The sequence below is a fragment of the Veillonella sp. T34266-5 genome (genome assembly GCF_002959815.1).
GTDB lineage: Bacteria > Bacillota > Negativicutes > Veillonellales > Veillonellaceae > Veillonella > Veillonella atypica.
Genome location: NZ_PPCZ01000023.1, coordinates 52889 through 69794 on the forward strand (window position 1 = coordinate 52889; position 16906 = coordinate 69794).

15 protein-coding genes are annotated in these 16906 nt (G+C 41.7%); 14 read left to right on the forward strand and 1 reads right to left on the reverse strand.

Annotation, left to right across the window (positions count from 1 at the left end):
- Window position 1: 1 nt before the first annotated feature.
- From purC to VIHSUH07_RS07985, 13 genes are all read left to right on the forward strand, one after another.
- Entirely contained in the window at window positions 2-730 is a 729-nt protein-coding gene (gene purC / locus VIHSUH07_RS07925; RefSeq protein WP_105084541.1) for a phosphoribosylaminoimidazolesuccinocarboxamide synthase, read from the forward strand.
- A gap of 14 nt (window positions 731-744) precedes the next feature.
- Entirely contained in the window at window positions 745-2163 is a 1419-nt protein-coding gene (gene purF / locus VIHSUH07_RS07930) for an amidophosphoribosyltransferase (protein ID WP_105084542.1), read from the forward strand.
- Complete coding sequence (gene purM, locus VIHSUH07_RS07935) at window positions 2150-3211, forward strand: phosphoribosylformylglycinamidine cyclo-ligase (protein ID WP_105084543.1); 1062 nt, start codon at window positions 2150-2152, stop codon at window positions 3209-3211. Before purF ends, purM begins: the two co-directional genes overlap by 14 nt.
- Window positions 3204-3824: a phosphoribosylglycinamide formyltransferase gene (gene purN / locus VIHSUH07_RS07940; protein ID WP_105084544.1), complete on the forward strand. Its 621-nt coding sequence runs from the start codon at window positions 3204-3206 to the stop codon at window positions 3822-3824. Before purM ends, purN begins: the two co-directional genes overlap by 8 nt.
- A gap of 8 nt (window positions 3825-3832) precedes the next feature.
- Window positions 3833-5362, forward strand: a complete 1530-nt coding sequence (gene purH, locus VIHSUH07_RS07945; protein WP_105084545.1) for a bifunctional phosphoribosylaminoimidazolecarboxamide formyltransferase/IMP cyclohydrolase — start codon at window positions 3833-3835, stop codon at window positions 5360-5362.
- 8 nt (window positions 5363-5370) lie between these two features.
- The gene (gene purD, locus VIHSUH07_RS07950) at window positions 5371-6633 is read left to right on the forward strand and encodes a phosphoribosylamine--glycine ligase (RefSeq protein WP_105084546.1); all 1263 of its coding nucleotides are present in this window, start codon (window positions 5371-5373) and stop codon (window positions 6631-6633) included.
- Window positions 6634-6804: 171 nt separating this feature from the next.
- Window positions 6805-7947: an isochorismate synthase gene (locus VIHSUH07_RS07955; RefSeq protein WP_105084547.1), complete on the forward strand. Its 1143-nt coding sequence runs from the start codon at window positions 6805-6807 to the stop codon at window positions 7945-7947.
- A 66-nt stretch (window positions 7948-8013) separates the two neighbouring features.
- A complete protein-coding gene (gene menD, locus VIHSUH07_RS07960; protein WP_105084548.1) occupies window positions 8014-9744 on the forward strand; it encodes a 2-succinyl-5-enolpyruvyl-6-hydroxy-3-cyclohexene-1-carboxylic-acid synthase in 1731 nt (576 codons plus the stop codon).
- Between the two features lie 2 nt (window positions 9745-9746).
- The gene (gene menH, locus VIHSUH07_RS07965) at window positions 9747-10607 is read left to right on the forward strand and encodes a 2-succinyl-6-hydroxy-2,4-cyclohexadiene-1-carboxylate synthase (RefSeq protein WP_105084549.1); all 861 of its coding nucleotides are present in this window, start codon (window positions 9747-9749) and stop codon (window positions 10605-10607) included.
- 5 nt (window positions 10608-10612) lie between these two features.
- On the forward strand, window positions 10613-11455 hold the full coding sequence (menB, locus tag VIHSUH07_RS07970) for a 1,4-dihydroxy-2-naphthoyl-CoA synthase (RefSeq protein ID WP_005377688.1): 843 nt from the start codon (window positions 10613-10615) through the stop codon (window positions 11453-11455).
- Between the two features lie 126 nt (window positions 11456-11581).
- The gene (gene menE, locus VIHSUH07_RS07975) at window positions 11582-13009 is read left to right on the forward strand and encodes an o-succinylbenzoate--CoA ligase (RefSeq protein WP_105084550.1); all 1428 of its coding nucleotides are present in this window, start codon (window positions 11582-11584) and stop codon (window positions 13007-13009) included.
- A complete protein-coding gene (gene menC / locus VIHSUH07_RS07980) occupies window positions 13002-14144 on the forward strand; it encodes an o-succinylbenzoate synthase (protein WP_105084551.1) in 1143 nt (380 codons plus the stop codon). Before menE ends, menC begins: the two co-directional genes overlap by 8 nt.
- Window positions 14141-14518 carry a PaaI family thioesterase gene (locus tag VIHSUH07_RS07985; RefSeq protein ID WP_105084552.1) on the forward strand — a complete coding sequence of 126 codons (378 nt, stop codon included), beginning with the start codon at window positions 14141-14143 and terminating at the stop codon, window positions 14516-14518. Before menC ends, VIHSUH07_RS07985 begins: the two co-directional genes overlap by 4 nt.
- Window positions 14519-14678: 160 nt before the next feature.
- Here VIHSUH07_RS07985 and VIHSUH07_RS07990 read toward each other — a convergent pair whose 3' ends face one another.
- Window positions 14679-15296, reverse strand: coding sequence for a DUF2939 domain-containing protein (locus VIHSUH07_RS07990; protein WP_005382170.1), 618 nt, complete (start codon window positions 15294-15296; stop codon window positions 14679-14681).
- A gap of 147 nt (window positions 15297-15443) precedes the next feature.
- Here VIHSUH07_RS07990 and VIHSUH07_RS07995 point away from each other — a divergent pair, with 147 nt between their 5' ends.
- Window positions 15444-16667, forward strand: a complete 1224-nt coding sequence (locus VIHSUH07_RS07995; protein WP_105084553.1) for an inverse autotransporter beta domain-containing protein — start codon at window positions 15444-15446, stop codon at window positions 16665-16667.
- Window positions 16668-16906 lie beyond the last annotated feature (239 nt).

Here is a 16906-nt window from a genome sequence, read left to right on the forward strand (position 1 = left end):
CATGGCTAATATCGATTTGGAAAAATTAACACTTTTATACGAAGGCAAAGCAAAACAAGTGTATCAAACAGATGATAAGGAAACATATATTGTTCACTACAAAGATGACGCTACTGCATTTAATGGTGAAAAACATGATACTATCCTTGGTAAAGGCGTATTGAACAATAAAATTTCCTCATTTTTCTTTGAATTGTTGAAAAAAGAAGGCATTCCAACACACTTCGTTCGTCGTGAAGATGACCGCAATCAAACAGTATTGACGTTGAACATTGTTCCTCTAGAAGTTATTGTTCGTAATATTGCAGCAGGATCTATGGCTAAACGTTTTGGCATTGAAGAAGGTACGCCTCTTAAACATCCAATTCTTGAATTCTGCTACAAAAATGATGAACTTGGCGATCCATTTGCCAACGAATCCCAAATCACAGCTCTTGGCTGGGCAACGCAAGAACAATTGGATAGAATTTCCGAAATTACTATGAAGGTAAACGATATCCTTAAAAACTTTTTGGCAACTAAGAATGTAACATTAGTCGATTTTAAACTTGAATTTGGTACACATAATGGTGAAGTATTGCTTGGCGACGAAATTTCTCCTGATACATGCCGTTTCTGGGATGCAACAACTGGTGAAAAGCTCGATAAAGACCGTTTCCGTCGCGACCTTGGCAATATCGAAGAAGCTTATAAAGAAATGTTATTCCGCTTAACAGGCGAACGTGCATAACCTGGGGGTTATTGATGAACTACGATCCAATTTTTGACAAATGGCATGAAGAATGTGGCGTCTTTGGTGTGTTTGATCGCACCATTGACGTTGCACGATATGTATATTGGGGATTGTTTGCCCTTCAACATCGCGGTCAAGAAAGTGCTGGTATCGCTATTACCGATGGTAATGAAGTGGCTCTAAAAAAAGGTATGGGGTTATTGACCGAGGCCATCAAGGAATTACCAACATTAAAAAGCCATATGGGGACTGGTCATGTTCGGTATTCTACGACGGGTTCTAATAACCCACGTAATATTCAACCTCTCGTAATCCATTATCAAGGTGGCCAAATTGCGGTAGCTCATAATGGTAATTTGACAAATGCCCTAGATATCCGCCGTCGACTAGAAGCAGACGGTTCCATTTTTCAAACAACTATGGATTCAGAGGTTATCGTAAATTTAATCGCTCGTTCTAAGGCTGATACGCAAGAGGAGCGCATTGCTGATGCAGCACGACAAATCGAAGGGGCCTTTTCCTTGGTTATTACAACTAACGACTCTCTCGTTGGGGTTCGTGATCCACAAGGCTTTAGACCGCTTTGCTTAGGTAAGACTGAACATGGTTATGTTTTATCTAGTGAAAGCTGTGCTTTTGATGCTATAAAGGCTGAATTTATCCGCGATATTGACCCAGGTGAGATGGTTATTATCGATGATCGTGGTGTGCGCAGCACAATCTATGCAGAACCTCAAAAAATTGATAAAAAACTTTGTGTCTTTGAATATATTTATTTTGCCCGCTCCGATAGTAAAATCGATGGCCAATCTGTATATGAAACACGACTCAATATGGGACGTGAACTATATAATGAAACTAAATATGATGCAGATATCGTCATGTCTATTCCAGACTCTGGCACGACGGCTGCTCTTGGATATGCTCGGGCATCGGGTATCCCTTTTGCAGAAGGTTTGATTAAAAATCGATACAGTGGACGTACATTTATCAAACCTAATCAAGAAGAACGGGAATTGGCTGTGCGCATGAAGCTAAATGCTATGCCAGAGGTTGTAGGCGGTAAACGTATTGTATTAATCGATGATTCTATCGTGCGTGGTACCACAAGCGGCCTTATCGTTAAGATGTTAAAAGAGGCAGGCGCTAAGGAAATCTATATGTGCGTTAGCTCGCCAGCTATCGAATATTCTTGTCACTATGGTATTGATACATCGGTTCGTAAAGAATTGATTGCGGCCACACATACAATTGAAGAAATTAGAGATTATATTAAAGCAGATAAATTGCATTATCTATCAAAAGAAGGCTTGTGCCGAGCTGTTAGCGGCGTGCCAGAAGCGGATTTATGTTTCGCTTGTTTCAATGGTGATTACAGGGTAGATGTGCCTACAGAACAAGAGGAAGGGGTCAAATATGTGCTCGAATAAAACAGGATTAACCTATCGTGATGCAGGTGTAGATATCGATGCCGGTAATAAAGCCGTAGAGTTGATGAAAGAATCCGTAAAAAGAACATACACAGCAGGTGTTGTAGGTGATTTAGGAGGCTTTGGTGGCCTTTACTCCTTAGCAGGTCATTCCATGGAAGAACCAATGCTCGTATCTGGCACAGACGGGGTTGGTACAAAATTGCGCCTCGCTATCATGATGGATAAACATGATACGATTGGCCAAGACTGTGTTGCTATGAGTGTAAATGATATTCTTGTGCAAGGGGCAACACCTTTATTCTTCTTAGACTATGTAGCCGTTGGTAAACTTGATCCGGTACAAGTCGCTGATATCGTACGCGGCGTCGCTAATGCTTGTGAAGAATCTGGATGTGCTCTTCTTGGTGGGGAAACAGCTGAAATGGCTGGTTTCTATGGTGAAGGTGACTATGATGTGGCAGGTTTTGCCGTAGGTATTGTAGATCGCCCTAAACTAATTACAGGTGAACATATTAAAGCTGGTGACGTTATTCTTGGTTTGCCATCCTCCGGTGTTCATTCCAATGGGTTCTCCTTGGTTCGTAAAATCGTTTTCGACCATAAGGGTTTCTCTATAGATCAAGAAATTCCAGAATTCGGTAAAACCCTTGGCGAAGAACTATTAATACCAACACGCTTGTATCCTAAAGCTGTATTGCCGTTGATTAAAGAAAATTATATCAAAGGTATGGTTCATATCACAGGTGGTGGTTTCTATGAAAACATTCCACGTGTACTACCAAATGGCGTAACCGCTGAGATAGATTGTGATACATGGCCACGCCTTCCTGTGTTTACAAAATTGCAAGAATGGGGCAATGTGGATTGGCATGAAATGTACCGTACGTTTAACATGGGTATCGGTATGATTCTCATCGTAGATGCCGATGACGTAGATACGGTGAAAGCTAATCTTGAAAGCCGCAATGAAGCGGTATATGAAATTGGTCGTATCGTTGCAGGCGAAGGCCCTGTTGTCGTAAAAGGGGCGGTATTTAATGACTAATTCCGTATCTAAAAAGCGTCTTGCTCTATTTGCTAGCGGTAGAGGCTCAAATGGCGAAGCCTTGTACAAGGCGATGCAAGAGGGGCTTATCAATGGCGAGTTTGTCGTTATTATTACAGACCATGTCGATGCTGGTATTGTAGAACGCTCTAAAGGCTGGGGTATTCCACTCATTGCTATTGAACGCAGTCAGTTCGGTTCAAAGCAAGCCTTTGAACAAGCTCAATTGGATGCTCTTGAGCCGTATTGTGTCGATGGTATTGTATTGGCAGGCTACATGCGTATTGTAGGGGCCGGCCTTATTGCTCGCTATGAGCATAAGATGTTAAATATTCATCCCGCTTTATTGCCATCCTTTCCAGGACTTCATGGTCATCAACAGGCTATCGATGCAGGCGTAAAAGTAACTGGTTGTACCGTTCATTTCGTAGATGCCGGTATGGATACAGGTCCTATCATTATGCAAAATACAGTTCCTGTATATCCTGATGATACAGAGGATACTTTGTCCGAACGATTATTGCCCGTAGAACATGCGACCTATCGTGAAGCACTTCGCTTGTTCTGTGAAGATAAATTGCGCATAGAAGGACGCATTGTACATTATATTTAGGAGGAACGATGATTCAAAACGCATTACTTAGTGTTTCTGATAAAACAGGTATTGTTGACTTTGCCAAAGGTCTTGTAGAGTTAGGGGTAACTATCTATTCTACAGGTGGCACGTTGAAAGCTATTACTGATGCAGGCGTTCCTGCAAAGGCTGTAGAATCTCTTACTGGCTTTCCTGAAATGATGGATGGTCGTGTAAAAACGTTACATCCAAAGGTACATGGTGGCATATTAGCAATTCGTGATAATGTAGAGCATCGAGCCGCTATGGAAGAACATGGTATTTTGCCAATCGATTTAGTGGTAGTCAATTTATATCCTTTCCGCGAAACGATTGCAAAACCAAATGTTTCATTAGAAGAGGCTATCGAAAATATAGATATTGGTGGCCCGACTATGGTGCGCTCTGCAGCTAAAAATAATGCGTATGTAGGTATTGTAGTTAACCCTGATCACTATGATGAGATTTTAGAAATGCTTAAAACGAATGGTGCATTGACGCAAGAGTATCGTTTTGCCTTAGCTAAAGAAGCCTTTGCTCATACAGCCGCTTATGATACAGCAATTGCTAATTATATGAGTGGTGTAATCGGAGAAGGCCCTACACCTCCTGAATATTTAAGCGCTTATGAAAAGGTTATGGACCTTCGTTATGGCGAAAATCCACATCAAAAAGCAGCTTTTTATAAAGAAATTGGCACGGCTCACGGTATGGGAGCATTGAAGCAACTACACGGTAAGGAGTTATCTTATAACAATATCGTCGATATGGAAGCTGCATGGAATATGGTATGGGAATTTACGGATCCTGCTGCATGTATTATTAAACATACTAATCCATGTGGTGCCGCAACGGCATCCACATTGCATGATGCGTATGTCAATGCCTATGAAGCTGATTCCGTATCTGCCTTTGGCGGTATTGTTGCGTTAAATCGCGAAGTTGATGGGGCTACAGCCGAAGAAATGAGCAAAATTTTCTTAGAAGTCATCATGGCGCCAGCTTTCACAAAGGAAGCTCTAGACATCTTGGAAGCGAAGAAAAATATTCGTCTCATCGAGTTATCTAAGCCTGAATCTGGCCAAGTAACTGTGAAAAAGGTGTCTGGCGGTATGCTCGTACAAACAGAAGATGACATCGTAGAAGACCGTGCTAATTATAAGGTTGTTACAAAGGCGCAACCTACAGAAGAACAATGGAAGGCGCTTGAATTTGCATGGAAGCTTGTAAAACATGTAAAATCCAATGCCATCCTTATTTCTAATGAAAAACGCACACTCGGTGTCGGGGCCGGTCAAATGAACCGCGTTGGTTCCGCTAAAATTGCCCTTGAACAAGCTGGAGAGGCTGCAAAAGGGGCTGTTCTTGCATCTGATGCGTTTTTCCCATTTGGCGATACCGTAGAAACAGCGGCTAAACATGGGATAGCTGCTATTATCCAACCAGGTGGTTCTATCCGTGATGAAGAATCTATTAAGGCTGCTGATGAAGCGGGTATTGCTATGGTATTTACAGGCATTCGTCATTTTAAACATTAGAGGTAACTATGAAAGTTTGCGTAATCGGTAATGGTGGACGCGAACACGCTATTGCGTGGCGTTTATCCATCAGTCCGAGTGTAGAAAAGGTGTACGCCGTTCCAGGTAGTGCGGCTATGAAGAATTGTGCTGAACTAGTAGGTATCGATTGGTCTCATACAGATCATCTTATTCGTTTCTTGAAGGACAATAAGGTGGACCTTGTTGTTGTAGGTCCTGAAGCGCCTCTTGTAGCGGGACTTGCGGATGTATTAAATGAAGCGGGAATTCCTGTATTCGGACCATCTAAGGCGGCTGCTCAATTGGAAGGTTCTAAAGTCTTTGCTAAAGAGCTTATGAAAAAATATAATATCCCAACTGCTGCATATGGCGTATTCTCTAATGCAGATGAAGCAAAACAATTCATTGCTAAAACTGGAGCACCTATTGTAGTAAAAGCAGATGGATTAGCAGCTGGTAAGGGCGTTGTTGTAGCTATGACTGTTGACGAAGCTAATGCAGCCGTTGACGATATGCTTAGTGGTAATCGCTTTGGTGAAGCTGGTAGCACCGTTGTTATTGAGGAATTCATGGCAGGTGAAGAAGCGAGCCTTCTTGCCTTTGTGGATGGTAAAACCGTAGTTCCTATGATTGCGTCTCAAGATCATAAACGTATCTTTGATGGTGATAAGGGCCCTAATACGGGCGGTATGGGAACCTATGCACCAGCACCTGTGCTAACCGATGCGTTGCGAGACGAAGCGATGAAGACTATTTTAGAGCCTATGGTGGCAGCCATGGCAAATGAAGGTATGCCCTATGTAGGTTGTCTTTATGCAGGTCTTATGATTACCAATGAAGGTCCGAAGGTGGTAGAATTTAATGCACGCTTTGGGGATCCAGAAACACAAGTGGTATTGCCATTGTTGGAAGGTGATTTGGGCCAAATTATGATGGCCTGTGCCACTGGTACATTACGGTCTGATATGGTGAAATGGAAGGACTCTTCTGCTGCCTGTGTTATCCTCGCTTCAAAAGGCTATCCAGAAACCTCGTCTAAAGGTGATGTCATCTTAGGTGAACTCGTACAATATGATACATCCATTATTTTCCATTCCGGAACGAAGCTAGAAGGTGACCATTATGTCACGAATGGTGGTCGTGTTCTTGGTGTTGTAGGACTTGGTAAGGACCTACAAACTGCTTTAGACCGTGCCTATGAGCGCGTAGACCATATTACCTTTAAGGGTATGCAATATCGTAAGGATATTGGTGCAAAAGCTTTCAAATAATACATAATCCCCTATACTATATGTGTATGCATACAGTGTAGGGGATTTTTATTGCCTATAATTTAGTATATACCCGTGATATAATAATATCGATATACATAGAAACACCAATGTAGGTGACATTTGGTGATCTAATAGAGTCTGTTTTCTTTGTAATAGCGATATACCATTATGATTTATACTAAAGAACCGTTACAACTGAATAGTCCTGTAGCCTTTTGGCTTAATTTCCCCAATGAGGAACGTGTTTTTTGGGTGGACCGGCAAAGTGATCGTATTGTTGTAGGCGCTAAACGTCTAGCCACAGTCAAAGATGATGAGGACCGCCATAATTATGCGTACGTATTTTATGGGGATACTTTTTTTGATACATCAAAGGATCCTAAGTGGTCGGTAATGGGGCATGAAATGATTGCGTTCACCCATTACTACATCGTAGAAAATGGAGAATCCTTTTATTTGCATGCTGGTGAAAGCGTTAGCATCGAAGATATAGAAGTGCCTCATATTCGTCATGATTTCCGTGAAACCGGTGATGATAAAGAGCATTGGGACAACTTGATGAATGCCATTTCAGACGGCATCAGCCGTGGGGAGATGACAAAGGTGGTTGCATCCCGTGAGGTACAATTTACAAGTGATACACCCTATAATGTGGCTAGTATATTGGCCAATTTGGTTGAGAATAATCCGAACTGCTTCATCTTTGGCTATGAAAAGGACGGGCGTACCTTCGTAGGGGCTTCTCCAGAAATTTTGGTACGTCATCGTGGCAGTGAAATCCTTAGCTATGCATTGGCGGGAACAGCACCCAAGGATGGACCTCATGCATGGACCAAGGAACAGTTATTAACTGATGAGAAAAATCTATTTGAACATAATATCGTTCGAGATCGTATTGTACAAACAATGAAAGAGGTAACTCAAGATGTTTCCGTTGGTAAAACAGAGATTATGGAGCTTGCTCATCTGTATCATTTGAGAACTATCATAATGGCCAAGGATAGTACAAAGTCGCTCATTGAATGGGCGAAGTTATTACATCCTACACCGGCTCTTGGCGGAGAACCGCGAGATAAGGCATTGGCTTTGCTACAACAATATGAAGCACATGAGCGTGGTATGTACGCCGCTCCGTTTGGCTTTATGAAGGATATGGGGGATGGCATTATTGTTGTCGCCATTCGATCCGCGCTCATTATGGACAATGTTCTGTATGCGTACGCCGGATGCGGTGTAGTTGCTGATTCTGATGCGGATGAAGAGTATATAGAAACGAATAATAAAATGCGTACTATTCTAGATGCATTGTAAATGGTAAGAACTAGTGCGAAATTACTATGATGAGGAAATATCCCATCTATATTACGGAGAAATTACATGAATGAATATATTGCCACCTTGGTGGATGAGTTCGCCCAATTAGGCATCACGCATGCTGTGTTTAGCCCTGGTTCTCGATCTACAACGATGGCCATGCTATTTAGGGAACACGGTGCTTTTGAAACCTATATGAATATTGATGAACGGTCCGCAGGGTTTATGGCGTTAGGCATCGCTAAGGCCTATAGAAAGCCTGTAATTCTCGTGTGTACATCGGGGTCAGCGGTGGCACATTACATGCCGGCTATACTAGAAGCAAAATATAGTGGTGTACCCTTGATTATTTTATCCGCAGATAGGCCTCACACATTGCAACATGTAGGGGCTCCACAAACGGTGGACCAACAAAAGCTATTCGGAACAGCCGTTAATTATTACGAAGAATTAGCTGTACCACAACAGGACCATTACTATACGTATCCGCGCCTAGTAGCTCGTAAGGCTTATATGAAGTCTATGGATGTGAAAAGGGGACCGGTGCATATTAATGTACCGCTCTTTGAGCCATTGGTACCGGAGTTAGATAGGAAACATTTTGAATGTGGCAGGCAACCATTTTCTGTTGTTCCGGCTGCTATTCACCCAGGTGATGTATGCACTATCTATGACCTCCTTGCTAATAAAAAAGTGCTTATCTTAGCGGGGCCAAGTACGAATCTTGAGGCTGCCGATGCCATTCTTGGTCTATCTAATATATTTCATGCGCCAATATTAGGTGATCCATTGTCCAATATGCGTCGTGTTTATGATGAACGAGTCATTACATCTTATGATGCATTGCTTTCACAAGAGGTGTATCGAGATACAATGCGACCAGATTGCATTTTACAAATTGGTCAGATGGTCGTATCTAAACGCGTTCAGCAGTGGGTGGCATCCATGCAACATATCCCAATCATATCTGTTGGCCCAACAATGGACTATACGAATCCTGCAGGAAACACGACACTCTTTGTACAATCGACGCCACAAGGTTTGGTTGATGCACTGAAAATGCAGATTCCTGATTTTCATATAATGGAAAATGAGGAATATGCAGAAGGTACTGATGAGGATCTCGATACAGCGGATAATGGCTATCTAGCTACGTGGATTCATGCAGACATAGTAGGGCGTAAACAACTCGATACCGTAGCTAGGGAACAAGAGTTGTTTGAAGGATATACGATTCATCTTTTACAAGAACTATTGCCAGAACATAGTCAAATTATGGTTGCCAATAGTATGAGCATTCGAGATATGGATTATTTCTGGGCTGGTAATCGTCACAGTGCTATTATCTATGGTAACCGTGGCGTTAACGGTATTGATGGTACCGTTTCTACGGCTCTTGGCATAGCTACTAATGGTGTTCCGACCGTGTTGCTTACGGGGGACTTGACCTTTTTTCACGATTTGAATGGCCTCGCCGTGGCGAAAACGCATCCCTTAAATGTAACCATCATTGTTCACAATAATGATGGAGGCGGTATTTTTGAATATTTACCGCAAAAGGGGACGCCACATTTTGATTATTTGTTTAGTACGGCACAAGGATTAGATTATAGTGGGCTTGCCACACTTTATGGTATTGATTTTGTACGTGTTTCTAATAATGATGAATTGAAAGTTGCGTTGCAAAACTATGTAGGTACCAGGGGTGTTCATGTCATTGAAATTCCAACGTCTAAAGAACGAAGCAGAGAACTACATAAGTTATATACGACAATACCTACGGGGGAGGATTGACTATGAGCCAATATGCTTGCAATATTATAGATAACTCCATATACAATCCAGCACTTCGCATGTATGTCGATCTTGGTGAGTATCGATATGGGGTGACGCTAGCTGGTGCCGGAAAACCTCTTGTGTGCTTACATGGCTTTTCTGAGTCAGGCTATACCTGGGATGGCATCGTTGTACCGGGCTATCAGCTTATCCGCATCGATACGATTGGTCATGGAGATTCGGATATACCAGACGATGAGAGCGTATTTTCTATTCCTACCATGCTAAATGATTTGCATACGGTGATTTCCGCCGTGGCTGGTGAAAGCTATTCTCTCATGGGCTACTCCATGGGTGCACGATTAGCATTGATTTACGCTCTTGAGTATGGTTCAGAAATTGAAAATCTCATTTTAGAAAGTGGTTCTGTTGGCATTGAATCGGATGGAGAACGACACGCGCGTAAAGAGTCCGATGAGCAATTGGCACTAGCTATAGAAGACCATGATGGGCATTGGTTTGCTACTAAATGGTCAGAAATCTCTATTTTTGAAAGTCAAAGCCAGCTTTCACCAATCGTACATGATAAATTGTTCCAACGACGAGCACACAATAGTCCCTATGCACTAGCGGCTACGTTGCGAGGTTCGGGGCAGGGCGTCATGCCCTATGTAGGCCATCGATTACAAGAATTATCTATGCCATTTCTATATATTAGTGGCGCACTAGATACAAAATATACTACAATAGGAGAAGAGCGGTTTAGTAATTTACCAAACTGTGACCATGTCATCGTCAATGGGGCGGGACATAATGTACATTTAGAAAAGCCGGGCCCGTTTATGACGGCCTTAGCAGATTTTTTATATAAGGAAAGGTAACCTCCATGAGCAAATTTGATTGGAAAGTATTGGATCGTAATTATGAAGATGTAATTTACGAAACCTATAATGGTATTGCAAAAATCACGATTAATCGCCCAGAAGTGCGCAACGCATTTCGTCCTAAAACCGTAATTGAGCTTATTGATGCATTCACAATTGCTCGCGATGATGCAGAAATCGGTGTTATTATCTTGACTGGTGCCAACCACGGCCAAGGCGAAGATAAAGAGGCATTCTGCTCTGGCGGTGACCAACGTGTGCGCGGCAATGGCGGTTATGTAGGCGATGACAATATTCCTCGTCTTAACGTACTTGATTTGCAACATTTAATCCGCATCATTCCAAAACCTGTTATCGCTATGGTAAATGGTTTTGCTATTGGCGGTGGACATGTATTGCACATCGTATGCGACCTTACTATCGCTTCTGAAAATGCAAAATTCGGTCAAACAGGTCCACGTGTAGGCTCCTTCGATGCTGGTTATGGTGCTGGCTACTTAGCGCGCATGATCGGTCATAAACGCGCTCGCGAAGTATGGTTCCTTTGCCGTCAATACACGGCTGCGCAAGCTTATGAAATGGGCATGGTTAACTGCGTGGTACCGTTCGATAAATTGGAAGAAGAAACGGTTCAATGGTGTAACGAAATTTTGGCATTGTCCCCTATGGCATTGCGCATGTTGAAAGCGTCCTTCAACGCAGATACCGATGGCCTTGCAGGTTTACAACAATTTGCAGGCGATGCAACGTTGATGTACTATACAACAGATGAAGCTAAAGAAGGCCGTGATGCGTTCAAAGAAAAACGCAAACCAGATTTTAAACAATTCCCTAAATTCCCTTAATAGGAGTAGGGGTATCAGTCCTTATGTATGGACCTAAACCCTTTACATGATAAGCAGTGCGCCTCTATAGGAGGCGCCTTTCTTATACGTATTGTTTTATAGTATTATGGTTAGCTAAGAGGTGAGATGATGGACTGGTTACGATATGGAAAGCAGCACTATCCGAATCGTATGTGTATGAATGAATATACCTATCACGACATATATAGTGCTGTTGTGTACGTGGCAACGCGATTACAAACGCTGTTAGATAGACGCATCGCGATAGTATCGGATAACTCCGTAACAATGGCTGTTTATCTCTTGGCAGCCATGTTAGTCCGTAAAGAGGTACTTTTATTAAATGTACATCTTACAGCGCTTGAAATAGAAAATCAGTTATGTGAGCTGCATATTACAACTGTGTTACATAGTGCTAAGCGACGGGCACAAGTACCAGCATCCGTAACGGCCATTGAGTTTGAATCCGTGGAAGCTACGTTGCATGATATAGCAGAGGATACCTTTGATTGGACCTTTGACGATCGTGACATAGCTGCGATTATGAATACCAGTGCTACAACGGGGCAGTTTAAATCAGTGCCGCTTCGTTGGGGGCAAATTAAGGCTCATGTACAAGCATCACAAGAGGTGTTGGGAAGGACCGAGCAAGACAATTGGCTCATGGTATTGCCGTTGTTCCATGTGAGCGGATTATCCATCTTGATGCGGTCTCTGTATAATGGCACGGCTATGACCATTATGGAATCCTATGACGAAGAACAGGTGTTGCAATATATTCATGATGGTCGCATTAACATGATGTCTCTGGTGCCTACCATCTTAAAGAATCTGGAACCGCGCATTATTCACCATCAATTGCGGGTTATCTTATTAGGCGGTGAATTTATACCGAGACCTCTAGTTGATGCATGTGTAGCAAAGCAGTTACCGATTTATAAAACTTATGGCATGACAGAAACCTTTAGTCAAAGCGTGACCATGCCTGTATTATCAAATCTAAATAAACTCGATTCGGTAGGTAAACCCTTGCCGAGGATGACCGTACATATCGTAAATCCTGATGTCGATGGGGTCGGGGAAATTCATTTGAATGGGCCCATGGTTATGAGTGGTTATATTAATCGCGAGCCGATTCATGGCGATTTTAATACCGATGATATGGGTTATGTCGATGAAGATGGGTTTTTATACATCTTAAATCGTCGTATAGATTTGATTATTTCTGGAGGCGAGAATATCTATCCGAAGGAAATTGAAGATACTGTGTATGCTATGCAAGGTGTGAAGGAATGTGCGGTTATTCCTGTAGCCGATACGAAATGGGGGCAGGTGCCCGCACTATTTGTTGCTTTTGATGATATAGATGCATTAGGTGCCGATTTGAAAATGATCGTACGAGACTATATTTCTAGTAAGCTAGCCAAATACAAGGTGCCTAAATACATTACAATTATGGATGCATTGCCACGTAATGGGACAGGTAAGATTATGCGTAAGTCGTTGGCCTCCTATCTCGATATGACTGCGTCAAATGGAGGTTCTCATGAATGATGTATTGAACTTTAAATCCATAACGACGTATCGTGTGGCTTTGCCCTTAAAGTTTGAATTTAAAACGGCTAAGGGTACTGTTCGTGTTCGTGAAAGTATCATCGTTCGTATCGAGGATCAACAAGGCTATGTTGGATACGGGGAATGTGTCGCTTTCACAGACCCTTTTTATACGGCAGAAACTGTTGATTCCGCATGGAAACAATTGGTGGATACCTATATTCTAGAGTTGCGCTTGATGCGGCCAAAACCATTAATGGCCTATATTCGGCAGTTACAATTTTGGTTAAAGCGCGACAATATGCCCATGACGATAGCAGGCCTTGAAAATGCTTTAATTAATCTAGATTGCAACCGAAAAGACGTGAATTCTGTGTCGTATATTATGGGGCAGTCTTTAGAATCAACTATTTCAAATGGCATCGTCGTTGGTGACGTGTCCATGGATGAACTATTAGGTATCGTGGAACAGCATGTAGCCAATGGTTGTAAACGAATTAAACTCAAGGTATCACCTCGTGATGGTTATGAACGGACACAACTTGTACGTGAAGCCTATCCAGAATTAGCCTTAGCTGTTGATGCTAACCAAAGTTATACTTATGACCAGTTAGATATGGTGGCTGCCTATAATGATTTGAATTTACTATGCATAGAGGAACCCTTTAGCATGATGAATTTGACTACCTATAAAGCGTGGAAGGAATCGTTGCCTAATTGGCCTATTACGACCTCTATTTGTTTAGATGAGTCGATTTTATCCTATGATGACTTATCTTATGCAATCGAGTATAGATTAATCGATGTACTCAATGTGAAAGTAGGTCGTCTTGGGGGCTTAATACAGACGCGAGCCGCTATTTTACGATGCCGCGAAGCAGGTATTCCCTACTGGATTGGTAGCATGGTTGAATCAGGAATCTCAAAGATATTACATGTTCAACTTGCTGCCTTAGGTGATACCTATATGGCAGGGGATTTATCCGATTCTAGTCGCTATTTTGAACATGACCTTATCAATCCAGAAATTTCATTTACCGATGGGACCATGCAGGTGCCTAATGGTGCTGGTCTTGGCGTTGATGTATTGGATAATCGTATTGAAGAATATACAGTGGAGAAACGAACACTATGACAATGATAGACGCATTACAAATCGATGGTGTAGAGCTAACCGGACCTACCAGTGGGCAAGGGGTGATGCATTTAACTAGTTATCATGCGCAGCCACAAGGCTATCTCAATGGCGGAGCTACTTTGGCCTTTGGTGAAATTTTATCGGGGATGCTCAGCAATCAACTGATTCGAGATGATCAATTTGCTGTAGGACAATCGGTAACCGCAAATCACATGCGCCCTATGAAAGCAGAAGGCGATTTGATTGCTAAAGGACAGCTACTCTTACAAGGGAAAACATCTCATGTTTGGCGCTTTGATATGTATGATGAAAGCCATCGCTTGATATCTCAGGTTACCGTAACCTGTGCGATAGTACCTAAAAATCGATAAGAAAAAAAGACCTCTTTTTGTAAGCTGATACGGAAAAGAGGTAGATGATAGCAAAATTCGACTTTGGCCCTGCGAAGCCCGAAGGGCGTAGACAGACCCGGCCGGTGGAGAGTTTTGCTATCATCTACCTCTACAAACGTATTTGCTACGAAAGAGGTCTTTATTTTCTTGTGATTTTATAGAGTGCTTCGATATCTGGGATATCGTAGATGGCCCAAGTTCCGTCACCGATGTGCTTCATAAGTACTCGGATGGGAGCTGTTTGGTTTGTTTTTGTATTGTGAATCGTTACGGTTACTGTGGCGGTATCGCCATCATCTTCAGAGGTAATGTTCTTGATTTCCAAATGGCGTTGTTTAAATAATTCACCTCGTTGGATGCGGTCGACCATAGAAAACGTATTGGATGTGTCTTCGCTTTCAACATCTGAATCACTACTATTTTGCGATTTGAAACTATCTGGATCCTCTACATATTTACGAATTACATCATCAAGAAGGGCTGGACCGAATGTTTTTGTTGCTGCCACAGCGGCCTTGCCTAATGGTGAGGATGTATCCACATAGGTGTTGCCTTCGCGAGTAACGATATTTTTAACCAATGATGTTGTATCGATGTGCTCCAATACCGTATCCGCATCTTTGTTTTCAACGGCTTCACGAATAGTTTGGAACGTATAGACTGGTGTATGAGGAATATACCATAAGAAATACCACATAGCGCTCAGTGCAGCTATAATGGCAATAATAATTGCTATTGTTAATGTTTTTGATCTCATAATGTTGCTCCGATGTATATAATACATATATTTTAACACATTAACTTCTCCTTCTCTATAGTTGTCAGCGCTTTAGATTATAGGTATAATAAAGAGTACTCATTTTATATTCATTATTAAAATGAATGTGTAAGAGAGGAGTAAAAAATGAAAGACAAATTATTACTAAAAGCTTTGGCTTGCAGTGCTTTTATGTGCAGTCTAAGTGTGGGAACGATGGCTGCAGATGTGAGTACTGATGTGAAAGCCGGGGATACTGACCGAAGTAACTGGATGGATCGTACAGACATCGGTATTGGTTTACAAGGGTCTCAGAAAGATTCTTATCATGATTATGCAATGCCTAATAAACAAATGACCGATAATAATCTAGACTATGATACACGATTCCATTATCATAATCATAATTCTAAGCAGAAAATGAACGCAAAGTATTTTATAGAAACATTGCAACCTATAAAAAAATATGGCAAAAATGTCAAATCTATGGTGTTTGTACAAGGGCGCTTAGATGGTAATGGTGGGGAAAAAGTTTCCACTACTACATATTGGAATGGGGCGGACGCAGATTTTGGAAGAATTGTCGGGCAAGGAACTTATATTGATAAAGGTGAAGTAGTAGAACATGATACTCTTGGTGTTGTCGGTACTGCTGGTATTGGCTATCGCCGTCTTAGTACACATGAGCATGCCTACGTCGGTGCCAATGTATTCTATGACTATGCTTTTAAGAATAAATTTTCTCGTGTTAGTGCAGGATTAGAATATGTAGCTGGTCTAAATACGATTAGTGTCAATGTATACCATGGACTATCAGAAAAAAAGGTGGGGCCTTATGACATTAACACACCTTTGCGTCAAGTACCACGGGCAATAATTTTCCATGATAGCTTTAGTACACCACCTGATGGTATTCGTAGAACACCCCGATATTCTTATGAACATGTATTGGATGGCTTTGATATACGGTATACACGAGATTATAAGAATGCCCGTTGGCTATCTAGTTATGTGGAAGGATATCATTGGAAAACAAAAGCGCCAGGAGAACATCCAGAAGAGATGTTCTATATTGACCAACATAAGTGGCAATCTATACATGGGCTAAAGGTAGGCGCTAAAATGAATGTGACGCCTCATATCTCTGTAGACTTAGGAATTGGTAAAAGCAATATTAGTTCTGTAGAACCTTATGTATCTGTTATGTATACTTTAGGTAAGTCTAGATATGCGTACTTTGGTGGTAAACATAGTGAAAATGTGATGACTTCGGCACGTTCTAAGATGTTTGATAAGGTTAAACGCAGTGATATGAAGGTTGAGTATTATTGGGAACAAGACTTGCGTGACGGTCCTTGGGATCATTTATAATTAGTATCATAGCTGTAGAAATACTATATGATAATTAATTTAATATAGTTATATTCGAATTGGCACCTAAAGTTCCCTTGTAGAATTTTAGGGGTTCTATAATAAATGTTGGGGTGACACCACTACGGTGTCACTTCCAACATTATTTTTTTGCAAAAAATAAGCATACAAGGCTCACATACTTTACAATAAAAGTGACTAATTCCCAAAGAAAGGATGTGAGCTTATATGCCTACTAC

What these genes read in the sequence shown, in the direction of transcription:
- purH (WP_105084545.1), top strand. Translation starts at nt 3,833, where the DNA reads ATGATTCAAAACGCATTACTTAGTGTTTCTGATAAAACAGGTATTGTT.
- menC (WP_105084551.1), top strand. Translation starts at nt 13,002, where the DNA reads ATGAATGATGTATTGAACTTTAAATCCATAACGACGTATCGTGTGGCT.
- VIHSUH07_RS07995 (WP_105084553.1), top strand. Translation starts at nt 15,444, where the DNA reads ATGAAAGACAAATTATTACTAAAAGCTTTGGCTTGCAGTGCTTTTATG.
- menE (WP_105084550.1), top strand. Translation starts at nt 11,582, where the DNA reads ATGATGGACTGGTTACGATATGGAAAGCAGCACTATCCGAATCGTATG.
- purF (WP_105084542.1), top strand. Translation starts at nt 745, where the DNA reads ATGAACTACGATCCAATTTTTGACAAATGGCATGAAGAATGTGGCGTC.
- menH (WP_105084549.1), top strand. Translation starts at nt 9,747, where the DNA reads ATGAGCCAATATGCTTGCAATATTATAGATAACTCCATATACAATCCA.
- purM (WP_105084543.1), top strand. Translation starts at nt 2,150, where the DNA reads ATGTGCTCGAATAAAACAGGATTAACCTATCGTGATGCAGGTGTAGAT.
- VIHSUH07_RS07985 (WP_105084552.1), top strand. Translation starts at nt 14,141, where the DNA reads ATGACAATGATAGACGCATTACAAATCGATGGTGTAGAGCTAACCGGA.
- VIHSUH07_RS07990 (WP_005382170.1), bottom strand. Translation starts at nt 15,296, where the DNA reads ATGAGATCAAAAACATTAACAATAGCAATTATTATTGCCATTATAGCT.
- menD (WP_105084548.1), top strand. Translation starts at nt 8,014, where the DNA reads ATGAATGAATATATTGCCACCTTGGTGGATGAGTTCGCCCAATTAGGC.
- menB (WP_005377688.1), top strand. Translation starts at nt 10,613, where the DNA reads ATGAGCAAATTTGATTGGAAAGTATTGGATCGTAATTATGAAGATGTA.
- VIHSUH07_RS07955 (WP_105084547.1), top strand. Translation starts at nt 6,805, where the DNA reads ATGATTTATACTAAAGAACCGTTACAACTGAATAGTCCTGTAGCCTTT.
- purN (WP_105084544.1), top strand. Translation starts at nt 3,204, where the DNA reads ATGACTAATTCCGTATCTAAAAAGCGTCTTGCTCTATTTGCTAGCGGT.
- purD (WP_105084546.1), top strand. Translation starts at nt 5,371, where the DNA reads ATGAAAGTTTGCGTAATCGGTAATGGTGGACGCGAACACGCTATTGCG.
- purC (WP_105084541.1), top strand. Translation starts at nt 2, where the DNA reads ATGGCTAATATCGATTTGGAAAAATTAACACTTTTATACGAAGGCAAA.